The organism is Deinococcus alpinitundrae, assembly GCF_009982895.1.
GTDB lineage: Bacteria > Deinococcota > Deinococci > Deinococcales > Deinococcaceae > Deinococcus > Deinococcus alpinitundrae.
Genome location: NZ_WXZL01000019.1, coordinates 16,434 through 38,596, shown reverse-complemented (window position 1 = coordinate 38,596; position 22,163 = coordinate 16,434). Strand labels below are relative to the sequence as shown.

Sequence of the window (22,163 nt, the reverse complement as noted above, 5' to 3'; positions counted from 1 at the left end):
CCTCCCCGCTGCTTTGGCTGCCCTCTATCGTAACTCCGGCACATCTGATATCATTATGATTGGAGGAAGATATGAGTGAATTGGAGAAAGTGCCGCCGACGGCGGGTCAGGGCATCTCGCCGCAGAGCGGGATAGCGAGTGTGGAGCGCCGGGCTTTCGGGCTGCCGGGTGTGCCCGCCGTGCTGTTGTGGTTGCTTGTGGTCATTGTGGCGGCGGGCGTGCTGATTTTCGGCGGCGGCGCGCTGTCGCTGCTGGGCTTTTTGCTGGGTGTCCTGGCCTTCTTCGGCCTGATCGGGTTTTTTATCGTGCAGCCCAACCAGGCCAGCGTGCTGACCCTGTTCGGGCGCTACGTCGGCACCGAGCGGCGCAACGGCTTTTACTGGACCAATCCGTTCACGGTGCGCAAGCGGGTGTCGCTCCGAATCCGCAATTTCAATTCCGAGCGCCTCAAGGTCAACGATTTGATGGGCAACCCCATCGAGATCGCTGCCGTGATTGTCTGGCGGGTGGTCGATACAGCCCGCGCCCTGTTCGACGTGGAAGACTACGGAGGCTTCGTCGAGATTCAGGCCGAAACCGCGCTGCGCCACCTCGCCTCGCAGTACCCTTACGACAACTACGAGGAAAGTGGTCTGAGCCTGCGCGGCAACGCCGATCTGGTGGCCGAGGCGCTGGGCCATGAACTGACCACCCGGCTGCGCCACGCCGGCGTGGAGGTGCTCGAAGCCCGGCTCTCGCACCTGGCCTATGCGCCGGAGATCGCCGGGGCCATGCTTCAGCGCCAGCAGGCCAGCGCCATCATCGCCGCCCGCAGCCAGATCGTGGCCGGAGCGGTGGGCATGGTCGAGATGGCCCTCAAGCAGCTTTCCGAGCAAAACATCGTGCAACTCGACGAGGAGCGCAAGGCCCAGATGGTCAGCAATTTGCTGGTCGTCCTGACCAGTGAGCGCGGTACCCAGCCGGTGGTCAATGCCGGAAGCCTGTACTGAGCCGGGATCGCCGTGGTCCGTAAGCATTTTGCCCTGAGAATCAGCCCCGAACTCTACGCCGCCCTGGAGCGCTGGGCTGCCGACGATTTGCGCAGCGTCAACGCCCAGATCGAGTATCTGCTCTCGCAGAGCGTGAGGAAAGCAGGACGCTGGAAGGAAGCGGCTCCGGCCACGCCGGACGTTCCCGACACCGACGCGCAGGAGTGAATTCCAACATCAAAGTTGCACGCGGCCAGCCGCCCAGGTGTTTCGGGCGGCTGGCCGCGTGTGGTTGTTTCCCGCTTCCGGTCGGTATGCTCTACATATGACCTCAACCCAGCCGAGCACCGATCCGTTGCGCCGGATTCAACAGGCCCTGACCGCCGCCCCCGACCTTGACGGCTGGCTGATCTACGACTTTCGCGGCCTCAATCCGCACGCGGCCACGCTGCTGGGCCTGGGCGAGGCCTTCCTGACCCGGCGCTACTTCGTGTGGGTGCCGCGCACGGGCCGCCCGGCGCTGCTGCACCACCGCATCGAGGGCGGCAACTGGCGGCGGCTGCTCTACGGCGCGGACGTGGACTTCGTGCCCTACAGCGCCCACACCGAACTCGACGCCCGGCTGGTTGAGCTGGTCGGCGGCAAGACGGTGGCCATGGAATACAGCCCCCAGGCCGCCGTGCCCTACGTCAGCTATGTGGACGCCGGAACGATGGAGCGGGTGCGCGGCGTGGGCGCGAGTGTGGTCACCAGTGCCGATTTGCTGCAAGGCTTTCTGGCCTGGAGCGAGGACGATCTGGCCGCCCATCTGCGGGCTGTGGATGTGCTGATGCGGGCCAAGGACCTGGCCTACGAATTCATCCACCAGGGTTTGCAGGCGGGCACGCCCGTCACCGAGTTGGACGTGCAGGCCGTCATCGGGCGTGAGATTGAGGCGGCAGGGATGGTTAGCGGGCATCCGGTCAATGTCAGCTTCGGGGTCAATGCCGCCGACTCGCACTACGAACCCGGCGGCGAGCTGAACGCTACCTTGCAGCCGGGCCAGTGCGTGCTGATCGACCTCTGGGCGCAGGAGCCGGGCCGCCCTTTCGGTGACGTGACCTGGGTGGGCCACGCCGGTGAGCCGGGCGAGGAGTACCAGCGGGCCTGGACGGCGGTGGCTGCCGCCCGTGATGCGGCGCTGGCGCTGCTTCAGGAGCGCCGCTCAGCCAGCGGCGAGCTGGAAGGCTGGGAAGTGGACCGGGCTGCCCGCCAGATCATCGAGGACGCGGGCCTGGGCGAGCACTTCACCCACCGCCTGGGCCACAGCCTCGGCGTGCAGATTCACGGTGCGGGCGCGAATCTAGACGATCTGGAAACCCACGACACCCGCAAGCTGCTGCCGGGCCTGTCGGTCACCATCGAGCCGGGGGTGTATCCGGCCGAGCGCGGCTACGGCATTCGCAGTGAGGTGAATGTGTTGCTCACGGCGGCTGGCCCGCGCCTCACCACCCCAGTGCAGGCCGCGCCGTTCGTGCTGGGCCGGGCGGGGGAGCCCTGGGCCGCCGTGCGGGCGCGGGGTCTGGGCGAGGCGCAGTAAGCGGCAGCCCTGGGTTGCCGGGCCAGTGAACAGTGCCGTTCTCCAAAGCAACTAAGATGAGCTTTTCTCTAAGACTGTCTCCTGTTCTTCAAAGGCAATGATCGCCTCCAAATTGATGACCCGTCGTCAGACCATGAAATGGCCTTGATTTGTAAGAGTTGTGTCATAAAAACCGCTGTTTTTGTATCATTCTTGACACGACTACCACCATTGGGGGCAGGCGACCGCGTGGGGTTGGGGGTACACTCCCATTATGTGGTTCGTACTCATTATCATCGTCGTCGTGCTGGGCGTCTTGGCCTTCCTGCGCTATCCGGTGTACCAGCGGCGTCGTGCAGCGCGTACGGGTGGAGAGCAGCCCCGCACGGAGCAGCCCCGTCCAACGCCGTACAAACCGACCCGGCCACCCGGCACCGCCGACCTCGATGATGTGGACGCCATTCGCCCGGACATTGACGCCTCGGCACTGGCCGAAGCGCGCACCGGCGTCAGCGCCGAGGTGCCTGACGGGGTGCTGGCCGACGCCCTGCTCGACGCCACGCCCGAGCAGCTTCAGCACCTGTTTGCCACTGTGCCGGACGAAGTGATGGCCGCCGCCATGGGCAAGGACAATGTGCAGCGCCGCCCCCACAAGGCCGAGGATCTGGCGCAGTTGCGCAGCGTGGGCGACTCGCTCGACGAGCTGGAAATCTGGAGCTTCGGCGACAAGAACTGATGGACGGACCAGCAAAACCGGGCCAGGCCTCATCCGTATCGGTACCTGATAGCCAATACTGGAGGGCGTGGAACCCAACCTCTTCAAAGGCAATCTCGATCTGATCGTGCTGAGCGTCCTCTCAGGCGGTGAGCGCTACGGCCTGGAGATCGGCAAGGAAGTGGATGCCCGCAGCGGCGGTTACCTGACACTGAATGCCGGGAGCCTTTACCCGGCGCTGCACCGCCTGGAAAAGCAGGGCTGGGTGGTGGCCGAGGAAAAGCAGCCACCCCGGGGCGGCCCGTCGGTGCGCTACTACACCCTGACCCCAGCGGGGCGCAGCGAACTCCAGCGCCGCCGCGAGGCCTACCGGACCTTCGACGAGGCGCTGAGGACCCTGTGGTGACGCCCGACCCACTGCCCGAGAAGGCGCTGCCGAACGAGGTGCAGGTCTACTTGCAAGCCGTGACGCGCCGTCTGCCGGGGCGGGTGCGAAGCGCCGTCGCTGCCGAGCTGCATGCCAATTTACACCAGCGGATGCTCGACCACTCGCTTGGCCTGAGTGTGGCCGACGCCTGGGCAGCGGCACTGCGCGATTTCGGGCCGCCCCAGCAAGCGGCGCAGGCCTTCGGGCAGGTGTACCGCTGGCCCCAGCTGCTCCGCACCGCACTGGCAGCCCTCCTGCTGGGCACGGCAGGCTACGCGGCGGCCCGCACCCTCAACTGGGAAGCGTTGGGCTGGCGCTCGGCCGGGCCGGTTCAGGAAACCCGGCAGCTGAACCGCGTTCCTTGACAGCGAAGCGGGAAGCGAATTCAACTTCGGATTCGCTCCCCGCGTTTCGCCGCGCTTACTTCAAGCCTGCCAGCTTGGCCTTGCTCGCTTCCAGATCGCGCTTTTCCCAGAAGGTGCTGGCGGGCAGCGCGATCATCTGCTGCAACTGAGCAGCGGCGGCGGCTTTGTTGTTTTGCAGCAGCAGGGCATTGGCATATTCCATCTTGTGGCTCGGCACAGTGGGTTCGAGCGCGATGGCCTTGTCGAAGTTGGGCGCGATCTGGTCGCGCCTGGCGCCGGTGGCCTGGGTGGCGATAAAGCCCTTGGCGGTCAGTTCGGCGTTCCACAAGCCCAGGGCCACATACGCTCCGGCCAAGTTGGGATTGAGCTTGATGGCGCTTTCCAGCTCGCGTTTGACCTCACCGGCCAGCCCCAGGCTCTGCAAGATGCCGCTGTACTGGGCCAGCCGCCCGTCGGCGCGGGCCAGCTCGAAGTGGGCGTTGGCACTGTTGGGATCGGCCTTGATGGCCTGCTTGGCGAGGTCCTGGGCTTTTTGAAACTGGGCCTTTTTCTGGCTGTCGGGCAGCAGGGCCGCGCCGAGGGTATACGACTGGGCGGCCAGCGCGCTGCCTTCGGCGGTTTTCAGGCTCAGCGCCAGGCTGGCGGCGTCTTGCCATTTGCCCTGGTCGAGCAGTGCCTGGGCGTCGGTCAGGCCAGCAGCGGCGGCGTGACCCAGCCCGGCAGCGCCGAGCAGCGCGGCGGTGAGGACAAGGCGGAAAAGCGGACGGTGTTGATTGGTCATGAATCCTCCAGAGGTCGGGCGGCCAGAAGGTGAAGCGGCCGCGCGAAGTTGAATTGAAGTCTGAAAACTGAACCGAGTATAGCCAAACCGGTTGATGACTGCCTGACGCCGACGTGAGCCCCCAGGAGTTCTGCCGGTTTGCCCCCCTGGCAGGGACACCCCTGCAGCGAGCAGCGATCCGTCAGGCACGCCTTTTTCTGATACAACACAATCACTGTGAACGCGAGCACCATGGACTGGCGCGGGCTGCTGGCGACCCTGCGGGCCCACCTGCCCGCCCAGCGTGAAGCCGGGAGCGTGCGCGGCTCGCTGCGCTGGCTCGAAGAGGCGATGCGGGCACGCGGCGCGGGGGCAGCGGCCGTGCGCAACATCGTCTATCGCGACGTGGGCACACCCGCCGACAAGCAGGCGCTTCACGCCATTCTGGGCGGCCTGTGCGCCGAGGTGGGTCTGAACGTGCCGCCGCTGCACCTGCCGCCCGGTTCGCCCGCCGACCTAGAATTGCTGGGCCGCCGCAAGAAGCGCGCCTTTCGCACCTTCATGGCGGCCTTGCGTGCTGGACGCACTCCCCGGCTGATCGTTGCGGGCCAGCCGGGCGTCGGCAAGACCCTGCTGATTGAGCATCTGGAGCGCGAGATCGCGGCGCAGCACCCGCCCCTGCGGGTGACCCGGCTGCTGCTGGGCGCGGATCTGGGCACGGCGCTGACCCAGCTGCCGGTTCCAGGTCAGTCCGGGCCGGTGGAGCTGCATCCGGGGTTACCGTTCGCGGTGCAGGCCGAGCAGCAACAGCAACTTGCCCGGCAGTTTCTGCGCGGTTGCCTGCCGATCACTCCACAAGGAGAGGGCGCAGAGGGTGTGGGCGGCGTGCTGCTGATCCGGGTGCAGCAGGGCGGGCAGTTTTCCGGTGCGCCGCCCCGAGGCGACGAGGCCGCGCCGATCAGTGCCGCCGCCTGGGCCGCCGAATACCTGCTGCGCCGTGCTCCGGCGGGCCTGGCGGTGCTGCTGGCGCTGGAAGACGACCGCACCCTGGCCCCGGCGGACCGGGCCGGGGTGATCCGCTTGCTGCCGCCCACGCCTGGCGAGGCCCGCGCCTACCTGATGAGCCGCTTGACGGTGGACGCGGCGCAGGCTGACGCCCTGGTGCGCCGGACCGGGCGACATCTCGACCGGCTGACGCTGCTGGCCAGTGCCCGCAGCGGACAGGGGTTCGACGTGCCCCGGCTGCTGGCCGACCCGGAAGCCGCCCGCCTGCTGGCCGCCTTGCAGGTAGCGCTGGGCGATGATTCGAGCGCGCCCCGCAGCGTGCTGGAAGCCGCGCTGGGGCAAGCGCTGGACAGCCTGCCGACGCATCTGCGCGCCCTGATCGACGAAATCAACCCCGCCGAGCCGCGTCCGGTCTCGCTGGCCCTGGTGCGGGAGGCGGCGGCACTACAGGAGGCCGACCTGCTGCGCCGGACCCGTCGGCGGCTGGTCGCCGCCCTGGGAAGCGCGCCGCAGTGGGCCACCTGGTCGCTGCGGGTGCTGGCCGACCTTGGCGAGTGGCGGGCACTGGCCGACTGGTTTGGTGCTCATCCCGGCTCGGCGGTGCTGGCGGGGGGGCTGTGGAGCGCGGCCCGGCGCTTCGCCCCACCCACCGAACGGGCGGCGCTGGCCCGCTGGGTGGTGGTGTCGCACGCGACGCTGGGGCGCTACGACCACCCGCAGGCCAGAGACGCCCTGTTCGCCCTGTTGGCAGCCGGGGAGTTGGGCGCACGGGTGTGGGCCAGGGTCAAGCTGGCCGAGAGCAGCGTGGACGCGGGCAATTTCGAGGCCGCCGCTGCCCAGCTCGCTCAGCCGGACGTGCAGGCGGCCCTGAGCACGGCTGGGCCTTCAGGTTCCTGGTTCAGCGAGGCGCAGGCTGACGCCCTCCTGGTCGAGGCTGCCCTGCGGCGCTGGCAGGGCGATCTGGGTGCGGCCACCGTGCTGGTCGAGGATCCCCGCACGGCTCCTGGCGGCGCGCGGGCCACTTTGTGGCGCGGGTTGATCGCCAAGGACGCCGGGCGATGGGATGAGGCCCTCAAACACCTGACCAGCGTGCCACCCACAGCGGCGCTCCTGCACGCCCGTGCCCGCGCCCAGGAAGGCGATCTGCGGCTTCGGCTTGGGCAGACGGGCGCGGCCCTCGCGGCGCTGGACGACGCCTGCACCCGGCTGCGGCTGGGCGGCGCGGCGGCGCAAGAGCGCGCTCGGGTGGAGGCCCGCGCGGCCACGGCCCTGCGGCGATTGGGCCAGCTCAACGCCGCGCTGGCCCGCAGTCAGCTGGCCCAATCGATGGCCGCCGACGCCGACTTGGTGCTGCGCTCCCGGCTGGAGAGCGAGAGCATTCCGCTGCTGCTGGCATTGGGCCGGTGGCCCGAGGCGCGCTCGGCGGCGGCCCAGGCGCTCGCCTGGCTTGCCCGGCCGGGGCCGCGCCGGGCCGAGGCCGCGTACCGGGCGCGGCGCACCCACTACCGCGCGGCGCTGATCTCGCTCTCGCGGGGGCTAGGGCTGCCGTACCTGCACCCCTTGGGCGGCCCCGAGAGCGACAACGCCGATCTGCGGCAGGCGCGCCAGTTGCTCGACAAATTGCTGGACGCGCCGCCCAGGCAGGCCGACCGCGAACAGGTGCTGGTCTTCGATATGCGGCTCTCGCGTGCGCTGTGCGAGCCGGAAGCGGGCGCGGCCCTGTGGCACGCCGATTTGGCCCTGGCCCTGACCGATCACCCCTACGCCGAGGCCCAGGCGCGGGCCATCCGGGCCGAGGCGCTGCTGCGCGGCCATCAGCCCGGCGCGGCCCTGGGCGAGATCAACCGCGCCCACGCTCTGCTGCGCCGGGTCTCGCCGCTTGGCCTGACTGATGCCGATCCGGGCCTGCAGGCCCTGCTGCTGACCCTCGAAGTCCGGGCCAGTCTGCCGGGCGATGTGCCAGGTCGCCTTTCCGGGAGTGCCGACGCGACCCTGGGATGGCTGGAACGTGCCCTGGGCGAACCTCACCTCGCGCCGTTCCGGGCAGGCGTCTGGCGGGAAGTGGGACGGCTACTCGAACAGCTCGGCGGCGGTGAGGCGCTGGCATTGGTCCGCTGGCCCACCCTCGACTTGGCGCTGTGGCGCTTGGCTGATGCCCTGCCGCTGCTCCAGACCGGACCTGGTACTGGGGTCACTGCTGAGTCTGCTGCGCCCCGCCAGCCGCGCTGACAGCGATCCGCTAGACTGGGCCGCATGAACCTGCTGCGCCCCGTTCTCGGCATGCTGGGGCTGGCGGTGGGCTTCGGCCTCTATGCGGCGGCCAACCGCTACGGCGATCCTGTCGCCAGCCTTTTGATCGGCATGATGTTCGTCGTGCTCGGCGCGCTGGCAATCTGGTACGCCAAGGGCGAGCGCTGGATTCAGGTACTGGGCGCGGTGCTGGCGCTGTACGGGCTGCTGCGGATGACTGTGCTTCACTGATCCGGGGCACGGGGCGTCGTTGAGACACAGACAGCCCTGGACCCCGCCTGACAGGCCAGGCGTAGACTTGCAGGCATGATTGACACCATCCGTGAACTCTCCAAGAAAACCGACGAAAAGATTCTGATGGTCGTTCTCGACGGCGTGGGTGGGCTGCCGATGGACCTCGGCGGCGACACCGAACTGGCGACGGCCAAGACGCCCAACCTCGACGCACTGGCCCAGCAGTCGCAACTCGGTGCAGTCGAACTCGTCGGCGCGGGCATCACCCCCGGTTCCGGCCCCGGCCACCTGAGTTTGTTCGGCTACGACCCGATCAAATTCGTGGTGGGGCGCGGAGCGCTGAGCGCTGTGGGAATCGGCGTCAAGCTGAATGCTGGGGACGTGGCCGTGCGCGGCAACTTCGCCACCCTGGAAGGCGACCGGATGGTCAAGGACCGCCGCGCTGGACGCCCCAGCGACGAGAAGAACGCCGAGATCGTGACCAGGCTCAAGGCCGGAATCGCGGAGATTGACGGCATCCCGGTGGAAATCTACACCGAGAGCGAGCACCGCTTCGTGGTGGTGTTCCGCGCTCAGGGCACCCCGCTGGGCGCGAATCTCAGCGACGTGGACCCGCAGGAGACCGGCGTGCAGCCGATGACGGCAGTGGCCCACGACGAGGTCAGCCAGACGACTGCCAAGCTCGTCAACAGCTTTGTGCAGCAGGCCGAGGCCATCCTCAAGGATGAGGCCCAGGTCAACGGGGTGCTGTTCCGGGGCTACTCCGATGTGCCGCACTTTCCCAACTTCGACGAGATCTACAAGCTGAAGGCCGCCTGCATCGCCTCGTACCCGATGTACAAGGGCCTGGCCTCGCTGGTCGGCATGGACGTGCTGGACGTCGAGGGCGACGAAGACGCCCTGAGAGGCAAGGTCGAGGCCCTCAAGAAGAGCTGGGGCGAGTACGATTTCTTCTACTTCCATATCAAGAAGACCGACTCGACCGGCGAGGACGGCGATTTCAAGGCCAAGGTCAAGAAGATCGAACTGTTCGACGCGCTGCTGCCCGAACTGCTGGCGCTGGAGCCGGACGTGCTCTGCATCGTAGGCGACCACAGCACGCCGAGCAAGCTGGCGACCCACTCGTGGCATCCAGTGCCGCTGCTGATTCGCAGCAAGTACGGGCGCAAGGACCCGGCGACCCGCTACACCGAGGACGAGGCGCTGAAAGGTAGCCTGGGCCTGCGCAAGGGAACCGATCTGATGCCGCTCTTGATGGCCAACGCTCTGAAGTTGCAGAAGTACGGCGCGTAAAGCGCCACCAGCAGAGGAGTACGGGGAAGTCGGTCGCCCGTGCTCCTCTGCTCTTTTGAGACCAAGGTGACGACTGGAGCCGTCAGGCCGCCGGGTCAGGTGACCTGACGGAGGTGCATCCTCAAGGGCCAGTAACCCTTTGACAATCCTTTTACGCGGGCTGCCTAGACTGGGTGTCCAGGCGGCCTCTCGCATTTCTGGGCGTTGCTGCGGGCTGCTGGGGGAGAACCTTGTATGGCCGACGATTCGTCTTCCGCCCTGCCGCACCCGACGCTGCTTAGCGACCGCAGCCTGCCCCGCACTCCTGAATGCCAACCTGGCGGTTCTTCCAGGCGGCGCGGACCGTCCGCTGGGTTTCTTCAATCCGCTGCTCTATCTCCACAGCCCGGTGCGCGACATCGTGGAGAGCAGCAACGGCGCCTACTCGGCCCGAGCTGGCTGGGACGCCTGGACTGGCCAGTCCAGACGGGGCGAAGCTGGCAGCACTGGGCGGCACTGTGCGCTGAACTGCCCGACGCGACTTTGATTAGACTCAGCAGCATGCCTGAAGTCACCGTGCAGATGTTCGGTCTCAAGAAGTCGGCGGCCACCCGCGCCGCCGAGCGCTTTTTCAAGGAACGGCGCGTCAAGGTGCATTTCGTCGATCTGGCGACCAAGCCGATCAGCAAGGGCGAACTGGCCCGCTTTCAGCAAAAGTTCGGCGCGGACGGCGTGCTCGACAAGACCAGCAAAGCCTACGAGGACTCGGGCCTGCCGTATCTGCGCCTCTCGGAAGAGGGCTTTCTCGCCAAGCTGGCCGACTTTCCCGCCGCCCTGAAGTTGCCGCTGGTGCGCGGCGGCAAGGTGCTGGCGGTGGGCGAGGACCAGGCGAGCTGGGCGAAGATGCTGGAGTGAGGCGGGCCTAGAGCTGCGGCCTGCCCTCGATGTCGGCGCGGTTCAGCGGCAGTCCAGCCTCGCCGCCGGGAAACGGCTTGACCATCAAGGTCTGCACGATGCCGATGCGCGCTGCCGAAAACGACTGGGCGCTGCCCGACATGTACAAGCGCCAGATGCGGTAGGTCACCTCGTCGGCCAGCCCGCGTGCCAGCGCTTCGGCGTGGTGGTCTTCGAGCCGCCGCACCCACTCGCGCAGGGTCAGGGCATAGTGCTCGCGCATGTTTTCGGCGTCGCGAATCTCGAAGCCCGCTTGCTCGGCCCTCAGGTTGACCTCGCTCAGCCGCCGCAACTCGCCGTCGGGGAAGACGTAGTTTTGCAGAAACGACTTGCTGTTGAGGTAGCGCTCGACCAGCCCGAAGCCCCAGTGGATGAAGGCGGGCGCGATCTCCTTGACGATGCCGTGGTTGAGCAGTAACCCTCCGGGCTTGAGCAATCGGTAGATCTGGGCGAAATACTGCGGCATTCTGGCGCGGCCCACGTGCTCGAACATGCCCACGCTGGCGACCTTGTCGTAGCGGATGCCGCTGGGCAGATCGCGGTAATCGCGGATCTCGATGATCACCTTGTCGCCCACGCCCGCCGCCTCGGCGCGCTCACGGGCGATGGCGGCCTGCGAGGGGCTGAGCGTGATGCCGGTGACGGTGACGCCGTAGTGCTGCGCGGCGTAAATCGCCAGCCCACCCCAGCCGCAGCCGATGTCGAGCAGCCGCTCGCCCGGCTGGAGCCTCAGCTTGCGGCAGATGCGGTCGAGCTTGGTGGCCTGCGCTTCTTCCAGGCTCTCCTGGCCGGTGTTGAAGTAGGCGCACGAATAGACCATGCGCTCATCGAGCCACAGCTTGTAGAAGTCGTTGCCGATGTCGTAGTGGTAGCGGATGGCGTGGGCGTCACGCTCCTTGGTGTGGGCCTTGCTGGTGTCACCGAAGGCCGGGCGCGGCGTGGGGCGGGCCTCACCGGGCAGCGCCAGCAGCAGCGCCAGCACCCGCGCCGCCACCAAAGGCTTCAGCAGCCGGTCACCCAGCGTGACGGCCTGGGCCAGGATAAATTCGAGGTTGCCCTCCACGTCGAAGTCGCCGAAAATATACGCCTCGCCCAGTGCCAGGTCCGAGGGCGGCAGCAGCATGCGCCTCAGTGCGGCGGGCGAGTTGAAGACCAGGGTGGCAGGGCTGGGCTGGGGCGGGCCTTCCAGCGTGCCGTCCCAGTAGCGGACATGAAAGGCGCGCTGGTTCGGTGCGCCGAACAGCAGGCTCAACAGTTGGCGGGCGCTGGCCAGGGGTGGCCGGACGGTGCGGCCCATGGAAGAAAGTTGAAGTTGCAAAGGAAGTCCTCCCCTTCTTGAAAGCGCGGCGAAGTCGCCAAGCACAAGCTGGGCAGGTCCTCTCCATCCGCTTGTGCGGACGACGTTTTGAAAAAAGCCGCCGCGTTCAGAGCATACGGGTCAGCTTAAACCTTCAATGAAATTCGGTCCCCATCGTGAAGATTCGCACAATAGGGACTACAGCCAGGCCGAACCGCTTTCAGTGGCGCGAGAAGTCCAGTTCGCCTTCCGGCAGACTCATCACCCAGGCGGCGATGATATCAATGCACGCCTGCACGTCGCTGAGCTGCACCATCTCCGAGGGACTGTGCATGTAGCGGTTGGGAATGCTGACCACTCCGGTGGGCACGCCGCCGCGCACCAGGGCCAGGGCGTCACCGTCGGTGCCGGAGTAGCGCGGGGTGGCACTGAGGGTAAAGGGAATGCCTGCCGCCTTGCCCGCCGCCTGAAGGCCGTCGGTGACCTTGGGGTTGAACAGCGCGCCCACGCTGAGGTTCGCGCCGGAGCCGAACGGCGCTTTGCCGTACTTCTTCTCATTGACGCCCGGCTGTTTGGTTTCGTGCGTTACGTCCACGGCGATGCCCGCCAGCGGATCGAGATGGTAGGCGCTGACCTGCGCGCCGAGTACCCCGATTTCTTCCTGGGCGGTGCCCACGGCCACGATCCGGCGCGTGACCCGCTGGGTGCTCAGCTTGCGCAGCGCTTCGAGCACGATGTACGCGCCCACGCGGTTGTCGAGCGCCTTGCTCACCAGCTTGTCGCCCAGCAGCAACGGCGACTGCTCGATGACGCCCACCGTGCCCACCGGCACCTTCTGGTTGACTTCCTCGGCGCTCAGGCCAGTGTCGATCCACAGTTCTTCGAGCTTGCTGGCCTTGGTGCGTTCTTCCTGTTCCATCACGTGAATGGCCTTCTTGCCCACCACGCCCAGCAGGTCGCCGTCGGGAGCCAGCAACCGGATGCGCTGGCCCACCAGCACCTGCGGGTCCCAGCCGCCGATGTTGAGCACCGCCAGGAATCCGTTGTCGTCGATGTGCGACACCATCAGCCCGATCTCGTCGAGGTGGCCCTGCAAAATGATCGGCTGGCCGGTTTCGGGGCCGATCTCGGCGTAGGCGTTGCCGTAGGAATCGCTGCGGGTGCGCGCAAAGCTTCCCGCTTCCTTCAGCCAGATGCGGGCAGGCCGGGCCTCGTAGCCGCTGGGACCGGCCTCGCGCAGCAGGGCCAGCAGGAAGTCGGTGTTGAGGGCGGTGCCGGGTGTGGCCGCAGGGTCGGGGGTTGCTTGGGTCATAGGCATGAGCATAAGCGCCCTGCTCGGGGCCGGGTGCTTTATGCTTTCTTGCATGTCCGAAATGCCCGCATCCTTGCCACAACTGGCCACGCCCGACGTGTGGGTCAGTGTCACGGTGTCACATCTGGCCGCCCACTCGCGTCCGGAACGGCAGGTGTTCAGTTACGTGATCCGCATCGAGAACCACGCCGCCGATTCCTGGCAGGTGCTGGGCCGCGAGTGGCACATCACCGACGGCGGCGGGCGCGAGACACGGGTGCAGGGCGAGGGCGTCGTCGGTGAGCAGCCGGTGATCGCGCCGGGCGGCGTCTACGTCTACGACAGCTTCGTGACTCTCGAGGACGCGCCGGGCCAGATGACCGGCCACTTCGAACTGCGCGACGCCTGGGGCCAGCCGGGCCGGGCACAGATTCCGATGTTCGTGCTGGCGGTGCCGGAAACCCGGACGCTGAACTAGGAGCGGCTCAGATTTTCACTTCGCTTTGTCCAGAAACTGGTGGTAGGCGTCCAGATCGCCGTAGAAGTCCTTGACCCAGGCGACGAAATTGGCGCTGGTAAAGCCGCCCACGAAGCTGTAGGTGCTGATCAGGTGCGGCTTATTCTCGTCGTCGAGGTAGGCCTGGGTGGAGTAGTCCTGGTTCCAGGCGTTGACTGAAGCGAGGGTCGGGGCCTGCTTGAAGTCTTTGGGGTCGTAGAGGACGTTGGCGAACACGGCGTCACAACTGCTGGCGTTGCAGCTTAGAAAATCGAGGTAGAAGTCGGTGCCGTCGTCGATGTTTTCGAGCTTGAGAAACGGCTGCTCGCCGCTGCGGTCGAGCGTGACGGTGTAGCCTGCCGCCTTCAGGAAGCGGGTCAGTCTCTCGGGTGTAGTGGTGAGGAAGAAGCTGCCCGTCTGCGCACCTGCACCTGACAGATTCAGGCCCGACAGGCTCGCTCCGAACAGCGCCGCCGCCAGTGTTGTTCTCTTCATGAGAGCAGCATAGCGTAGCGCCCCTAGCCCACTCCACTCCACCGCTAGCCCTGCGGCAACCGGGCCTCAATGCGGGTGCCGCGCCCGGCCTCGCTCTCGACCCGGTAAGAACCGCCGCGCGACTCGACGCGCTCTCGCATCTGCACCAGTCCCAGCCCGCCCGCGCTGCTAACCCGCCCGCTGACCTGGGCCGGATCGAAGCCCTGGCCGTCGTCCTCGATGCTCAGCCGCACGCTGTGGTTGCCGCTCAGGCGCACCACCACGCTGGCGGCGCGGGCGTGCTTGGCGACGTTGTTGAGGCTTTCCTGCACGATTCGGAACACCACCGCCTCGTCACCCGGCGCGAGGTGAATGTCGCCCTGCACGTCGAGCTGCACCTTGATGCCGTGCTGCTCGCCGAAATCGAGGACGTAGCGCCGCACGGTTTCCAGCAGGCCGTAGCGCTCCAGATCAATCGGGCGCAGGGCGAAGATGCTGCGGCGCACCTCGCGGATCTGTTCGCGCAGTAGCGCCCCGGCTTCCTGCACGTCCATCACGGCCTGGGCCGGGTTGCTGGGAATCTGGCGGGCCACCACGTCGAGCTTGATGGCGCAAAATGCCAGCGACTGTGCCACGCCGTCGTGAATCTCGCGGGCGATGCGGTTGCGCTCCTCGCCGATGGCCAGCTCCTCGGAATACAGGTAGGCGCGGGCGTTGCGCACCGCCAGCGTCGCCTGCGAGGCCAGCAGGGCCAGCAGCGGCGTGCGTTCCTTTTCGAAGGTGCCCTCTCCGCCCAGCACGATCACGCCCACCAACCCGTCCTCGCTGTGCATCGGCAGGGCAAGTGCAGCCTGCACGCCGGGAAAGACCTCGGCGGCTTCCTGGGGAGTGGCGACCCCCGGCTGCCCGCCCTCGGCGATGCGCCGCACGAAGTCGGGGAGCGCGCCGCCGCTGCGGATTTCGCCGCCGGGATCGCGGGCATACTCTAGGCGCAGCATTCCGTCCTGGTCGGTCAGGAAGGCGGCGCGGGCGCTGGCCTGTACCCGCCCGGCAATGTTGCCGGTAACGCGGGCCAGCAGACGCTGCATATTGCGCTCGGCGCGGATCGATTGATCGACTTCAAACAGGGTAATCAGGTCGCGGGTGCGCCGCTGGGTGCTCAGCACCGCGCTGCCGAGTTCGGAGCCGATGGCGGCAATCAGTTCGCGGGTATCGCTGCTGGGCGGCTCGGCGAAACTCAGCCGCAACTCGCCCAGCAGTTCGCCGTCAGGGCGTAGCACCACATTGACCTGATAGCGCCCCGGGTCGCCCAGCTGACGGCTCAGCCCGCCGCTGCGAACGCTCAGCCCCGCTTCAGTCAGTCCAGCCACCGTCGGCCCGACCATGCCCTGCATGTTGCCGCGCAACTCGGCTTGTACCGACGCGGCCCCGGTGGCCGCCTGCGCGCCGCGCACCGCCACGTCCAGCAGCGTTTCCAGGTCGGCGGGTTCCGAGACTTCCCGCATCAGGTGCTGCAAAGCACTCATGCGCTCGTGCGAGGCGCTCAGCTCGGCGTACAAGCCGCGCAGCTCGGCTTCGGCCTGTTCGCGGGCCTGCACGCCCTCGGCGATCCACTGGATAGTGAAGAAGGTGACCAGCGGCCCGGCCAGGCCGTAAAAGGCCAAGTGGGCCAGGCGACCAAAGCTGGCGTCACCTAGCGGAATGAACATTTCCTCGTAGGCCACCACCACCAGCACGATCAGCAGCGGCAGCAAATTGCGGGTCAGCAGCACCGTGCGCGACAGCAACCTGCCGCCGTGCGGCTGAAAGTTGTTCAAGCTGACAGCGGGCCGCTCGGCAGGGGTGCTGGGGGGAAGGCTCACCCCCCGACTGTAGAGCAGCGCGCTCTAGCAGACCGTAGTGGGGAAAGACTACTCGTCTATCGGAAGGGTCTCGGGTTGGCCGGATGGTTCCTGTCCTGCGGCCTGCTGCACGCGCCCCACCTTCCACTGCACCTGCCGCAGCAACCCGCGCACCAGCCGCACTTCCGCCGAGCTGAAGGCCCCCCGGTCGAGTGCCACCCGCCACAGCCGCAGGGTATGCCGGGCGCGCACCGCGTCGGTGTAGCCGGTGAGCATCATCACGTCCCTCAGGTGCCCGTACAGCCCCTCCATCTCGCTGCTGAGGGCCAGTTTGCGCGCCGGGAAGCTCGATATATGCCCGGCTTCGGGCGCATGGTCCGGTGAGGGCGGCCCGCTTTCGGACTGCAAAAACTCGTAACAACTCAGCAAGACCGCCTGGGCCAGATTGAGGCTGGCGTAAGCGGCGGTGGGCACCTGCATAATCACCCGGCACAGTTCCAGATCGGCGTTGTTGAGGCCCGACTCCTCGGGCCCGAACACCAGCGCCGTAAGATCAGCTCCGCGCACCAGGGGCCGCACCTGGGCGGGGTGCTGCGGCGGCGCGAGGTCGGCGCGCACGCGGGCACTGGTGCCCACCACCAGGTCACAGTCCTGAATGGCGTCTTTGAGTTCGGTGTAGACCTGGGCACGTTCCAGCAGGAGAGCGGCGTGGACGGCCATCGCCCGGCTGGCCGAGTCCTTGTAATCACACCTGGGCGCGACGATGCGCAGGTCGTCTGCGCCCATGTTGAGCATGGCCCGCGCCGCCGCGCCGACGTTGCCGGAGGTTTTGGGGGAGACGAGGACGACGGCGAGTTTCACGCCGGGTATGGTAGCGCGTGGGGGTTGGGGTGGAAGGGGAGTTGGACTTGTGGCGTCTCTCCCCTTGAGAGCGGCCTGGGGAGAGGGGATCAGGTTGCTACGCTCGGCATGGTTCCGCTGCCTGCGCCGACTTTCCAGACTGGGGTGTAGAGGGTCACGGTGTGGGCGCTGCGCCGAAGACTTGCCGGGCCAGTCGAAGATGGAAGGCGGGATTCGTCTCAGGAATTCGGCCTATGCCCATTGAGGGGAATGGGTCGCGGGAGGGGTGCATGAACGAAGCGATTTGCCTTCCCGCTCACTTGCCTTACTCGGCCATCACCTCTCCGTAAATCTCCAGGTAGCGTTTGGCCGGGCCTTCCCACGAGAAGTCGAGTGGTAGACCGAGTTTGGCCCTGGCGTTCCAGGTTCTCGGCCTGGTCACCAGGGCGGCGGCGCGGCCGAGCGCTTCCAGAAACGCTTCGGGGGTCGGATCGTCGAACAGAAAGCCGATTTCCTCCGGTACAGTGTCGGCGAGTCCCCCGGTGCGGCGGGCCACCGGCGGCGTGCCGTAGCGCAGGGCGATCATCTGCGACAACCCGCACGGCTCGAAGCGGCTGGGCATAGCAAAGGCGTGTGCCCCGGCGTACAGGCGGTGCGACAGGGCCTCGTTCATGCCAGTGACGTGGCGCACCCTGGGCGAGCGGCGTGCCCAGCCGGCGAAGGCGGCTTCGAGCTGCACGTCGCCGCTGCCGAGCAGCACCACGTTCCAGGTCTTGACGATCTCCGGCAGGGCCGCCAGCAGGATATCCAGGCCTTTCTGTACCGCCAGGCGCGATACGCAGCTCAGAATCGGGGCGTCATCAAGCTGGAAGTCGGCCCGCAGCGCCGCCACGTTGGCCGCCTTGGCCGTCATGCTGGCGTAGGGCAACACGTGGCCATCGGTGCGCGGGTTCCAGCGCTCCTGGTCCAGCCCGTTGATGACGCCCGAGAGTCGGCCCTCGGCGAGCCGATCTTGCAGCACCCCTTCCAGCCCCTCGCCGAATTCGGGCGTGGTGATTTCCTGGGCGTAGGTCGGGCTGACGGTGGTGACGTGCCCGGCGTAGACCAGGCCGGCTTTCATCAAATTGAGGTCGTCGTAGAACTCCACGCCCTGTGCGCTGTTGAACCACTGCGGCAGGCCGGTCCAGGCAAAGCCGTCGTGAATGTTCCATCTGCCCTGGTACTGCAAATTGTGAATGGTGAAAACGCTGGGGATGTGGCGCAGCCGGGCGTGGGCGACCACCAGCCCGGCGGCCCAGTCGTGGCCGTGCAGCACGTCGAAGCGCACGCCGCAGGCCGCGAGCACCGGCAAGATCAGTTGCCCCCAGGCCGAGAAGCGCTGCACGTCGTCGGGATGGTAGATGCCCCTTCTCTTGAAGGCGGGCGTTTCCAGAAACAAAAAGCGCACGCCGCCTTCGGTCAATTCGCCCAGCCGCACGTCGCCGCCGCGCCAGATCTCGTGGGGGGTGCCGACCAGATCGGCGTACCAGGGCGAGAGGACGGTGGCCTGGTGGCCCAGCCGGGCGAGTTCGGCGGGCAAGGCGGCCATCACGTCGGCCAGTCCGCCGGTACGGGAAAACGGGTACGCCTCGGAGGCCACGTGCAGGATTCGCATGCGGCCATGCTACCCCGCTGAAATGGTGAGCGCAGCACATTGGCGGCGGGGTTTTGACAGCCCTCAAAGGCCATGCTACTATTCATGCCGCTGGGAGAAACGGGTCATCCGGCCTGCCCCACACGGCGGCGCTGTAGCCAAGTGGTAAGGCAGAGGTCTGCAAAACCTCCACCACCGGTTCAAATCCGGTCAGCGCCTCCAAACTTTTTTGCCCCAACCATAGATCCGTAGCTCAGGGGTAGAGCACTACATTGACACTGTAGGGGTCAGCAGTTCAAATCTGCTCGGGTCTACCAATATAACTCCCTCCCAGAGGGAGTTTTTCGTTTTCTACGCTACCCTGAAAAACCTCAATTTTTACGCTTGCCGCAACGACTACAGCAACCAGCTTTTTCAACCCCGCTTTTGCAACAGAAGATCGTCGTGGTCACTTCGTTTCATTAGGTCGTTCAGCGTCAGCGCCGCCCGCTCCCTCTGCTCCTCGAACATGTGGCCGTAAATGTCCAGCGTCAAGCTCACTCGGCTGTGGCTCAAGGTCACTCATCATTGACATGATCAGCGATGAACTTGAGAAAATCCTCCCGAAGAAGGAGCTTGGGGCACCGCCGCTGATCAGGTGAGCGGTCTGCCGCCGTCCACCGGAATCACGCAGCCGGTGCTGAAGGTCAGCAGGGTGGCGGCGGCCAGCACCGCGTGGGCGACTTCCTGCGGCTGGGCGATGCGGCCTAGCGGCGTGCGGGCGGCCTGCTCGGCAATCAGTTCAGGGGGCATCCGCTGGGCGTAATCGCCGTCGACCCAGCCGGGCGAGATGCTCAGCACCCGAATCCCAGGAGCCAGCGCCCGGCCCAGGCTGCGGGTCATGGAGTCCAGCGCCGCTTTGCTGGCGCAGTAGGCAACGTTGCTGCCCGCGCCCGTGCGCCCGGCGACCGAGCTGATGTTGACCACCAGGCCGTTGCCGCTCGCCCTGAGCAGCGGCGCAAATGCCCGTGTGCAGGCGAACGCGCCGCGCACGTTGACCCGCAAGATGGTGTCAATCCACTCGTCAGTCAAGCCTTCCAGATCCTCGTGGGGCACCGGCGTGGTGAGGCCCGCGTTGTTGACCAAGATGTCCATTCGGCCTTCCGTTTTCCCGACGCTCTCGGCGGCGGCGCTGAGCGTGGTGCTGTCGTCTACACGGGTGAGCAGCGCGCGGTGGCCCTCACCAGGCAGCGCTCTGGCCAGCGCCTGTGCCCGCGCCTCGTTGCCCGAGAACCCCACGACCACCGCCGCGCCCGCCCCTGCGAGCGCCTGACAGATGGCCGCGCCGATACCGCCCGCTCCGCCCGTGACCAGGGCAACTTGTCCACTCAGCTCCGCTTGACTCACAGCGTGCGCCTCACGGTCTCGCGCCAGATCAGTTCGCCGGGGTGGAGGCGCGGGCCGCTGGCGGGCTGGGGATCACTGATCACCTGCAAGGCGTCGGCAATCATCTGCTCCAGCGGCTGCCGGATGGTGGTCAGGCGGTAGGACAGCCGGGCCGATTCCTGAATGTCGTCAAACCCGATCACACTGACCTCCTCGGGCACCCGGCGGCCCAGGTGCCGCAGGGCATCCAGCACCCCTATCGCCACAATGTCATTGGCTCCGAAAATAGCGTCGGGCCATTCGCCAGCGGCGTGCATATCCAGGGTCGCCTGCACGCCCCAGTCGTACTGAAAGTTTCCGGCGGGTGCGGCAATAGGCGAGAGGCCCGCTTCCGAGAGCCGCTCGGTAAAGCCCGCTAGTCGGTCTTGGTGGGTCGAGGTCTGTGGATCGCCGCCGATAAACGCCAGCCGCTTGGCCCCGCTGTCCAGCAGCACCTGCGCTGCCAGACGCCCGCCCGCGAAGTTGTCGCACGCCACCGAGAGCAGGTTGTGGCCCGGCAGGTGGCGATTAAACAACAGCACCGGCACGCCGCCGCGTGACACGTCTCCCAGACTCGGCGGCGCGGCGTTGAGGCGGGTGGGAAACACGATGGCCGCCTCGATCTGGTACGAGCGCGCGGCGTTCAGCGTTTCCTGCACGTCTTGCCGGGCATCGTGGATGATCAGGAGCGCCCGTTTGCCCTGCTCCTCGAGTTCCTGTGCGAACTGTGAGAGCGCCTGCGGATAAAAGGGATTATGCAAATCACCCACAATCAGCGCCACAATGCCGCTGCGCTGTGTGACCAGGCTGCGGGCGATCGCGTTCGGCTGATAGCCCAGGCGCTGGGCAGCTTCCAGCACTCGGCGGCGCGTCGGGGCGCTGATGTGGGCTCCCGGCGTGAAGGCCCGCGACACCGCCGACTGCGACACACCCGCTTCACGCGCCACGTCGGTGGACGTGACCCGGCGGGAGGGCAGGGCGAGTTGCGGGAAAGTGGGCATGAATCTCCCTTCAGCATAAACGCTCACAGCGCTGGGCATCCGGGCCCGCGCCTCTGCGCGCTCAATCGGTGGCAGGCGCGGGTTCAGCCTTGCCGTAGCGCTCAACCCGCAGATCGGCTTGCCGCTGGTGCCCGGCGAAGCCCTCCACCGCGCAGATGACCGAGCAGTGTCGCCCGACGATGACGCTGGCGGCCTGGGTGGCCCGCTGATAGGTCACGGTCTTGAGATACTTGCCGACCCACAGCCCACCGGTGTAGCGTGCTGCCCGTCCCGTCGGCAAAATGTGGTTGGTGCCGATCACCTTGTCGCCGTAGGCCACGTTGGTTTCCGGCCCCAGGAAGAGTGAGCCGTAGTTGGTCATTCGTTCAAGAAAATAATCCGGGTCGCGCGTCAGAATCTGCACGTGTTCGCTGGCGATCTCGTCGGCCATTCGCACCATCTCGGCCTCGTCTTCGGCCAGGAGAATCTGCCCGTAGTCCTGCCAGGCTTGCCGCGCCACCTCAGCCGTTTTGAGTTGTCCGAGCTGCCGTTCTATCTCGCTGGCGACTTCACCGGCCAGCTTCTCGGAGGTGGTCAGCAGCACCGCCGGGCTGTTGGGGCCGTGCTCGGCCTGGCCCAACAAATCGGTGGCGACCATCTCGGCGTCCACCGAGTCGTCGGCGATCACCAGCGTCTCGGTGGGGCCAGCCAGGAGGTCGATGCCCACCTGTCCGAAGAGCTGGCGCTTGGCCTCGGCCACGTAGGCGTTGCCAGGGCCGACCAGCATGTCCACCGGCGCAATCGTCTCGGTGCCCAGCGCCACGGCGGCCAGTGCCTGCACCCCACCCATGATGTAGATTTCGTCGGCCCCGGCGAGATGCATGGTCGCCACCGTCGCCGGATACGGCTGCCCGTCTTTGGGCGGGGTCACTGCCAGCACCCGCCCTACCCCCGCGATTTTGGCCGTCGCCACGCTCATGATGGCGCTGGCGACCATCGGGTAGCGCCCGCCCGGGACGTAGCAGGCCGCCGAGTTCAACGGAATGACTTTGTGCCCCAGGGTCACGCCGGGAATCGTCTCGATCTCGACGTCGTGAATCGAGCTGCGCTGCGCTCGGGCAAAGGTTCGCACCTGTTCCAGGCTGAAGCGGATGGACTCGAGTTGCGTACTGGGCACCTGATTGATGGCCGCCTCGATCTGCTCGTCACTCAGCCGAAACGAGGCTGGATTCCAGCCGTCGAACTTCTGAGACAACTCACGCAGGGCCACGTCGCCGCGCACCCGGATGTCGGCGATGATGCCGCGCACCGTGTGCTGCACGCCCTCGCTGATGTTCAGTTGGGTCTCGGGATTCATGCCGGATTTCAGAATGCGGACCATGTCGGTTGCTCCTTGAGG

General features: G+C 66.8%; 22 protein-coding genes and 2 tRNA genes. 13 read left to right on the top strand and 11 right to left on the bottom strand.

Translation table 11 applies throughout. The annotated features are described in order from the left end of the window. Positions 1–71 precede the first annotated feature (71 nt). From GUI70_RS16125 to GUI70_RS16100, 6 genes are all read left to right on the top strand, one after another. The gene (locus tag GUI70_RS16125) at positions 72–989 is read left to right on the top strand and encodes an SPFH domain-containing protein (RefSeq protein ID WP_161883341.1); all 918 of its coding nucleotides are present in this window, start codon (positions 72–74) and stop codon (positions 987–989) included. A gap of 12 nt (positions 990–1,001) precedes the next feature. Beyond that, a complete protein-coding gene (locus GUI70_RS16120; RefSeq protein ID WP_161883340.1) occupies positions 1,002–1,196 on the top strand; it encodes a type II toxin-antitoxin system antitoxin in 195 nt (64 codons plus the stop codon). Between the two features lie 97 nt (positions 1,197–1,293). Beyond that, positions 1,294–2,547, top strand: a complete 1,254-nt coding sequence (locus tag GUI70_RS16115; protein ID WP_161883339.1) for a M24 family metallopeptidase — start codon at positions 1,294–1,296, stop codon at positions 2,545–2,547. Between the two features lie 253 nt (positions 2,548–2,800). Continuing rightward, entirely contained in the window at positions 2,801–3,262 is a 462-nt protein-coding gene (locus GUI70_RS24440; RefSeq protein ID WP_237724981.1) for a hypothetical protein, read from the top strand. A 67-nt stretch (positions 3,263–3,329) separates the two neighbouring features. Beyond that, on the top strand, positions 3,330–3,647 hold the full coding sequence (locus GUI70_RS16105) for a PadR family transcriptional regulator (protein WP_161883338.1): 318 nt from the start codon (positions 3,330–3,332) through the stop codon (positions 3,645–3,647). Further along, positions 3,644–4,033, top strand: a complete 390-nt coding sequence (locus GUI70_RS16100) for a hypothetical protein (protein ID WP_161883337.1) — start codon at positions 3,644–3,646, stop codon at positions 4,031–4,033. Before GUI70_RS16105 ends, GUI70_RS16100 begins: the two co-directional genes overlap by 4 nt. Positions 4,034–4,088: 55 nt before the next feature. On the opposite strand, the gene GUI70_RS16095 is transcribed toward GUI70_RS16100, so the two are convergent. Beyond that, positions 4,089–4,814 (bottom strand): tetratricopeptide repeat protein, encoded by a 726-nt coding sequence (locus GUI70_RS16095; RefSeq protein WP_237724980.1) that lies wholly within the window; start codon positions 4,812–4,814, stop codon positions 4,089–4,091. Between the two features lie 216 nt (positions 4,815–5,030). Here GUI70_RS16095 and GUI70_RS16090 point away from each other — a divergent pair, with 216 nt between their 5' ends. The 4 genes from GUI70_RS16090 (at position 5,031) to GUI70_RS16075 (ending at position 10,469) form a co-directional block, all read left to right on the top strand. After that, positions 5,031–8,027, top strand: coding sequence for a hypothetical protein (locus tag GUI70_RS16090; protein WP_161883336.1), 2,997 nt, complete (start codon positions 5,031–5,033; stop codon positions 8,025–8,027). Positions 8,028–8,051: 24 nt separating this feature from the next. Beyond that, on the top strand, positions 8,052–8,279 hold the full coding sequence (locus GUI70_RS16085; RefSeq protein ID WP_161883335.1) for a hypothetical protein: 228 nt from the start codon (positions 8,052–8,054) through the stop codon (positions 8,277–8,279). 75 nt (positions 8,280–8,354) lie between these two features. Then, positions 8,355–9,575, top strand: coding sequence for a 2,3-bisphosphoglycerate-independent phosphoglycerate mutase (locus tag GUI70_RS16080; protein ID WP_161883334.1), 1,221 nt, complete (start codon positions 8,355–8,357; stop codon positions 9,573–9,575). Between the two features lie 540 nt (positions 9,576–10,115). Next, positions 10,116–10,469, top strand: a complete 354-nt coding sequence (locus GUI70_RS16075; RefSeq protein ID WP_202630505.1) for an ArsC/Spx/MgsR family protein — start codon at positions 10,116–10,118, stop codon at positions 10,467–10,469. A 7-nt stretch (positions 10,470–10,476) separates the two neighbouring features. On the opposite strand, the gene GUI70_RS16070 is transcribed toward GUI70_RS16075, so the two are convergent. Continuing rightward, a complete protein-coding gene (locus tag GUI70_RS16070) occupies positions 10,477–11,805 on the bottom strand; it encodes a class I SAM-dependent methyltransferase (RefSeq protein WP_237724979.1) in 1,329 nt (442 codons plus the stop codon). A gap of 220 nt (positions 11,806–12,025) precedes the next feature. Continuing rightward, on the bottom strand, positions 12,026–13,117 hold the full coding sequence (locus GUI70_RS16065) for a M20/M25/M40 family metallo-hydrolase (RefSeq protein ID WP_438503495.1): 1,092 nt from the start codon (positions 13,115–13,117) through the stop codon (positions 12,026–12,028). Positions 13,118–13,169: 52 nt separating this feature from the next. Here GUI70_RS16065 and apaG point away from each other — a divergent pair, with 52 nt between their 5' ends. Then, positions 13,170–13,574, top strand: coding sequence for a Co2+/Mg2+ efflux facilitator ApaG/CorD (gene apaG / locus GUI70_RS16060; RefSeq protein ID WP_161883333.1), 405 nt, complete (start codon positions 13,170–13,172; stop codon positions 13,572–13,574). Between the two features lie 15 nt (positions 13,575–13,589). Here apaG and GUI70_RS16055 read toward each other — a convergent pair whose 3' ends face one another. The 4 genes from GUI70_RS16055 to GUI70_RS16040 form a co-directional block, all read right to left on the bottom strand. After that, positions 13,590–14,087 carry a YbjN domain-containing protein gene (locus GUI70_RS16055; RefSeq protein ID WP_161883332.1) on the bottom strand — a complete coding sequence of 166 codons (498 nt, stop codon included), beginning with the start codon at positions 14,085–14,087 and terminating at the stop codon, positions 13,590–13,592. Between the two features lie 44 nt (positions 14,088–14,131). After that, on the bottom strand, positions 14,132–15,928 hold the full coding sequence (locus GUI70_RS16050) for a sensor histidine kinase (RefSeq protein WP_306468312.1): 1,797 nt from the start codon (positions 15,926–15,928) through the stop codon (positions 14,132–14,134). A gap of 48 nt (positions 15,929–15,976) precedes the next feature. Further along, positions 15,977–16,768, bottom strand: coding sequence for an RNA methyltransferase (locus tag GUI70_RS16045; RefSeq protein WP_161883331.1), 792 nt, complete (start codon positions 16,766–16,768; stop codon positions 15,977–15,979). Positions 16,769–17,072: 304 nt separating this feature from the next. Continuing rightward, positions 17,073–18,401 (bottom strand): glycogen synthase, encoded by a 1,329-nt coding sequence (locus GUI70_RS16040; protein ID WP_161883330.1) that lies wholly within the window; start codon positions 18,399–18,401, stop codon positions 17,073–17,075. Between the two features lie 127 nt (positions 18,402–18,528). Between GUI70_RS16040 and GUI70_RS16035 the strand changes: the two genes are divergently transcribed. Together GUI70_RS16035 and GUI70_RS16030 are read left to right on the top strand one after the other, a co-directional pair. Beyond that, positions 18,529–18,602: transfer RNA gene (locus GUI70_RS16035), tRNA-Cys, on the top strand. Between the two features lie 20 nt (positions 18,603–18,622). Next, positions 18,623–18,697, top strand: a tRNA-Val gene (locus tag GUI70_RS16030). A 97-nt stretch (positions 18,698–18,794) separates the two neighbouring features. Here GUI70_RS16030 and GUI70_RS16025 read toward each other — a convergent pair. From GUI70_RS16025 to hisD, 4 genes are all read right to left on the bottom strand, one after another. Further along, entirely contained in the window at positions 18,795–18,935 is a 141-nt protein-coding gene (locus GUI70_RS16025) for a hypothetical protein (protein ID WP_161883329.1), read from the bottom strand. Positions 18,936–19,013: 78 nt separating this feature from the next. Continuing rightward, complete coding sequence (locus GUI70_RS16020) at positions 19,014–19,766, bottom strand: SDR family NAD(P)-dependent oxidoreductase (RefSeq protein ID WP_202630504.1); 753 nt, start codon at positions 19,764–19,766, stop codon at positions 19,014–19,016. Further along, on the bottom strand, positions 19,763–20,785 hold the full coding sequence (locus GUI70_RS16015; RefSeq protein WP_161883328.1) for a LacI family DNA-binding transcriptional regulator: 1,023 nt from the start codon (positions 20,783–20,785) through the stop codon (positions 19,763–19,765). The genes GUI70_RS16020 and GUI70_RS16015 overlap by 4 nt, the downstream gene beginning before the upstream one ends. A 61-nt stretch (positions 20,786–20,846) precedes the next feature. Continuing rightward, on the bottom strand, positions 20,847–22,145 hold the full coding sequence (gene hisD / locus GUI70_RS16010; RefSeq protein ID WP_161883327.1) for a histidinol dehydrogenase: 1,299 nt from the start codon (positions 22,143–22,145) through the stop codon (positions 20,847–20,849). Positions 22,146–22,163 lie beyond the last annotated feature (18 nt).

What these genes read in the sequence shown, in the direction of transcription:
- GUI70_RS16125 (WP_161883341.1), top strand. Translation starts at nt 72, where the DNA reads ATGAGTGAATTGGAGAAAGTGCCGCCGACGGCGGGTCAGGGCATCTCG.
- GUI70_RS16115 (WP_161883339.1), top strand. Translation starts at nt 1,294, where the DNA reads ATGACCTCAACCCAGCCGAGCACCGATCCGTTGCGCCGGATTCAACAG.
- GUI70_RS24440 (WP_237724981.1), top strand. Translation starts at nt 2,801, where the DNA reads ATGTGGTTCGTACTCATTATCATCGTCGTCGTGCTGGGCGTCTTGGCC.
- GUI70_RS16095 (WP_237724980.1), bottom strand. Translation starts at nt 4,814, where the DNA reads ATGACCAATCAACACCGTCCGCTTTTCCGCCTTGTCCTCACCGCCGCG.
- GUI70_RS16085 (WP_161883335.1), top strand. Translation starts at nt 8,052, where the DNA reads ATGAACCTGCTGCGCCCCGTTCTCGGCATGCTGGGGCTGGCGGTGGGC.
- GUI70_RS16080 (WP_161883334.1), top strand. Translation starts at nt 8,355, where the DNA reads ATGATTGACACCATCCGTGAACTCTCCAAGAAAACCGACGAAAAGATT.
- GUI70_RS16075 (WP_202630505.1), top strand. Translation starts at nt 10,116, where the DNA reads ATGCCTGAAGTCACCGTGCAGATGTTCGGTCTCAAGAAGTCGGCGGCC.
- GUI70_RS16070 (WP_237724979.1), bottom strand. Translation starts at nt 11,805, where the DNA reads ATGGGCCGCACCGTCCGGCCACCCCTGGCCAGCGCCCGCCAACTGTTG.
- GUI70_RS16065 (WP_438503495.1), bottom strand. Translation starts at nt 13,117, where the DNA reads ATGACCCAAGCAACCCCCGACCCTGCGGCCACACCCGGCACCGCCCTC.
- apaG (WP_161883333.1), top strand. Translation starts at nt 13,170, where the DNA reads ATGTCCGAAATGCCCGCATCCTTGCCACAACTGGCCACGCCCGACGTG.
- GUI70_RS16055 (WP_161883332.1), bottom strand. Translation starts at nt 14,087, where the DNA reads ATGAAGAGAACAACACTGGCGGCGGCGCTGTTCGGAGCGAGCCTGTCG.
- GUI70_RS16040 (WP_161883330.1), bottom strand. Translation starts at nt 18,401, where the DNA reads ATGCGAATCCTGCACGTGGCCTCCGAGGCGTACCCGTTTTCCCGTACC.
- GUI70_RS16015 (WP_161883328.1), bottom strand. Translation starts at nt 20,785, where the DNA reads ATGCCCACTTTCCCGCAACTCGCCCTGCCCTCCCGCCGGGTCACGTCC.
- hisD (WP_161883327.1), bottom strand. Translation starts at nt 22,145, where the DNA reads ATGGTCCGCATTCTGAAATCCGGCATGAATCCCGAGACCCAACTGAAC.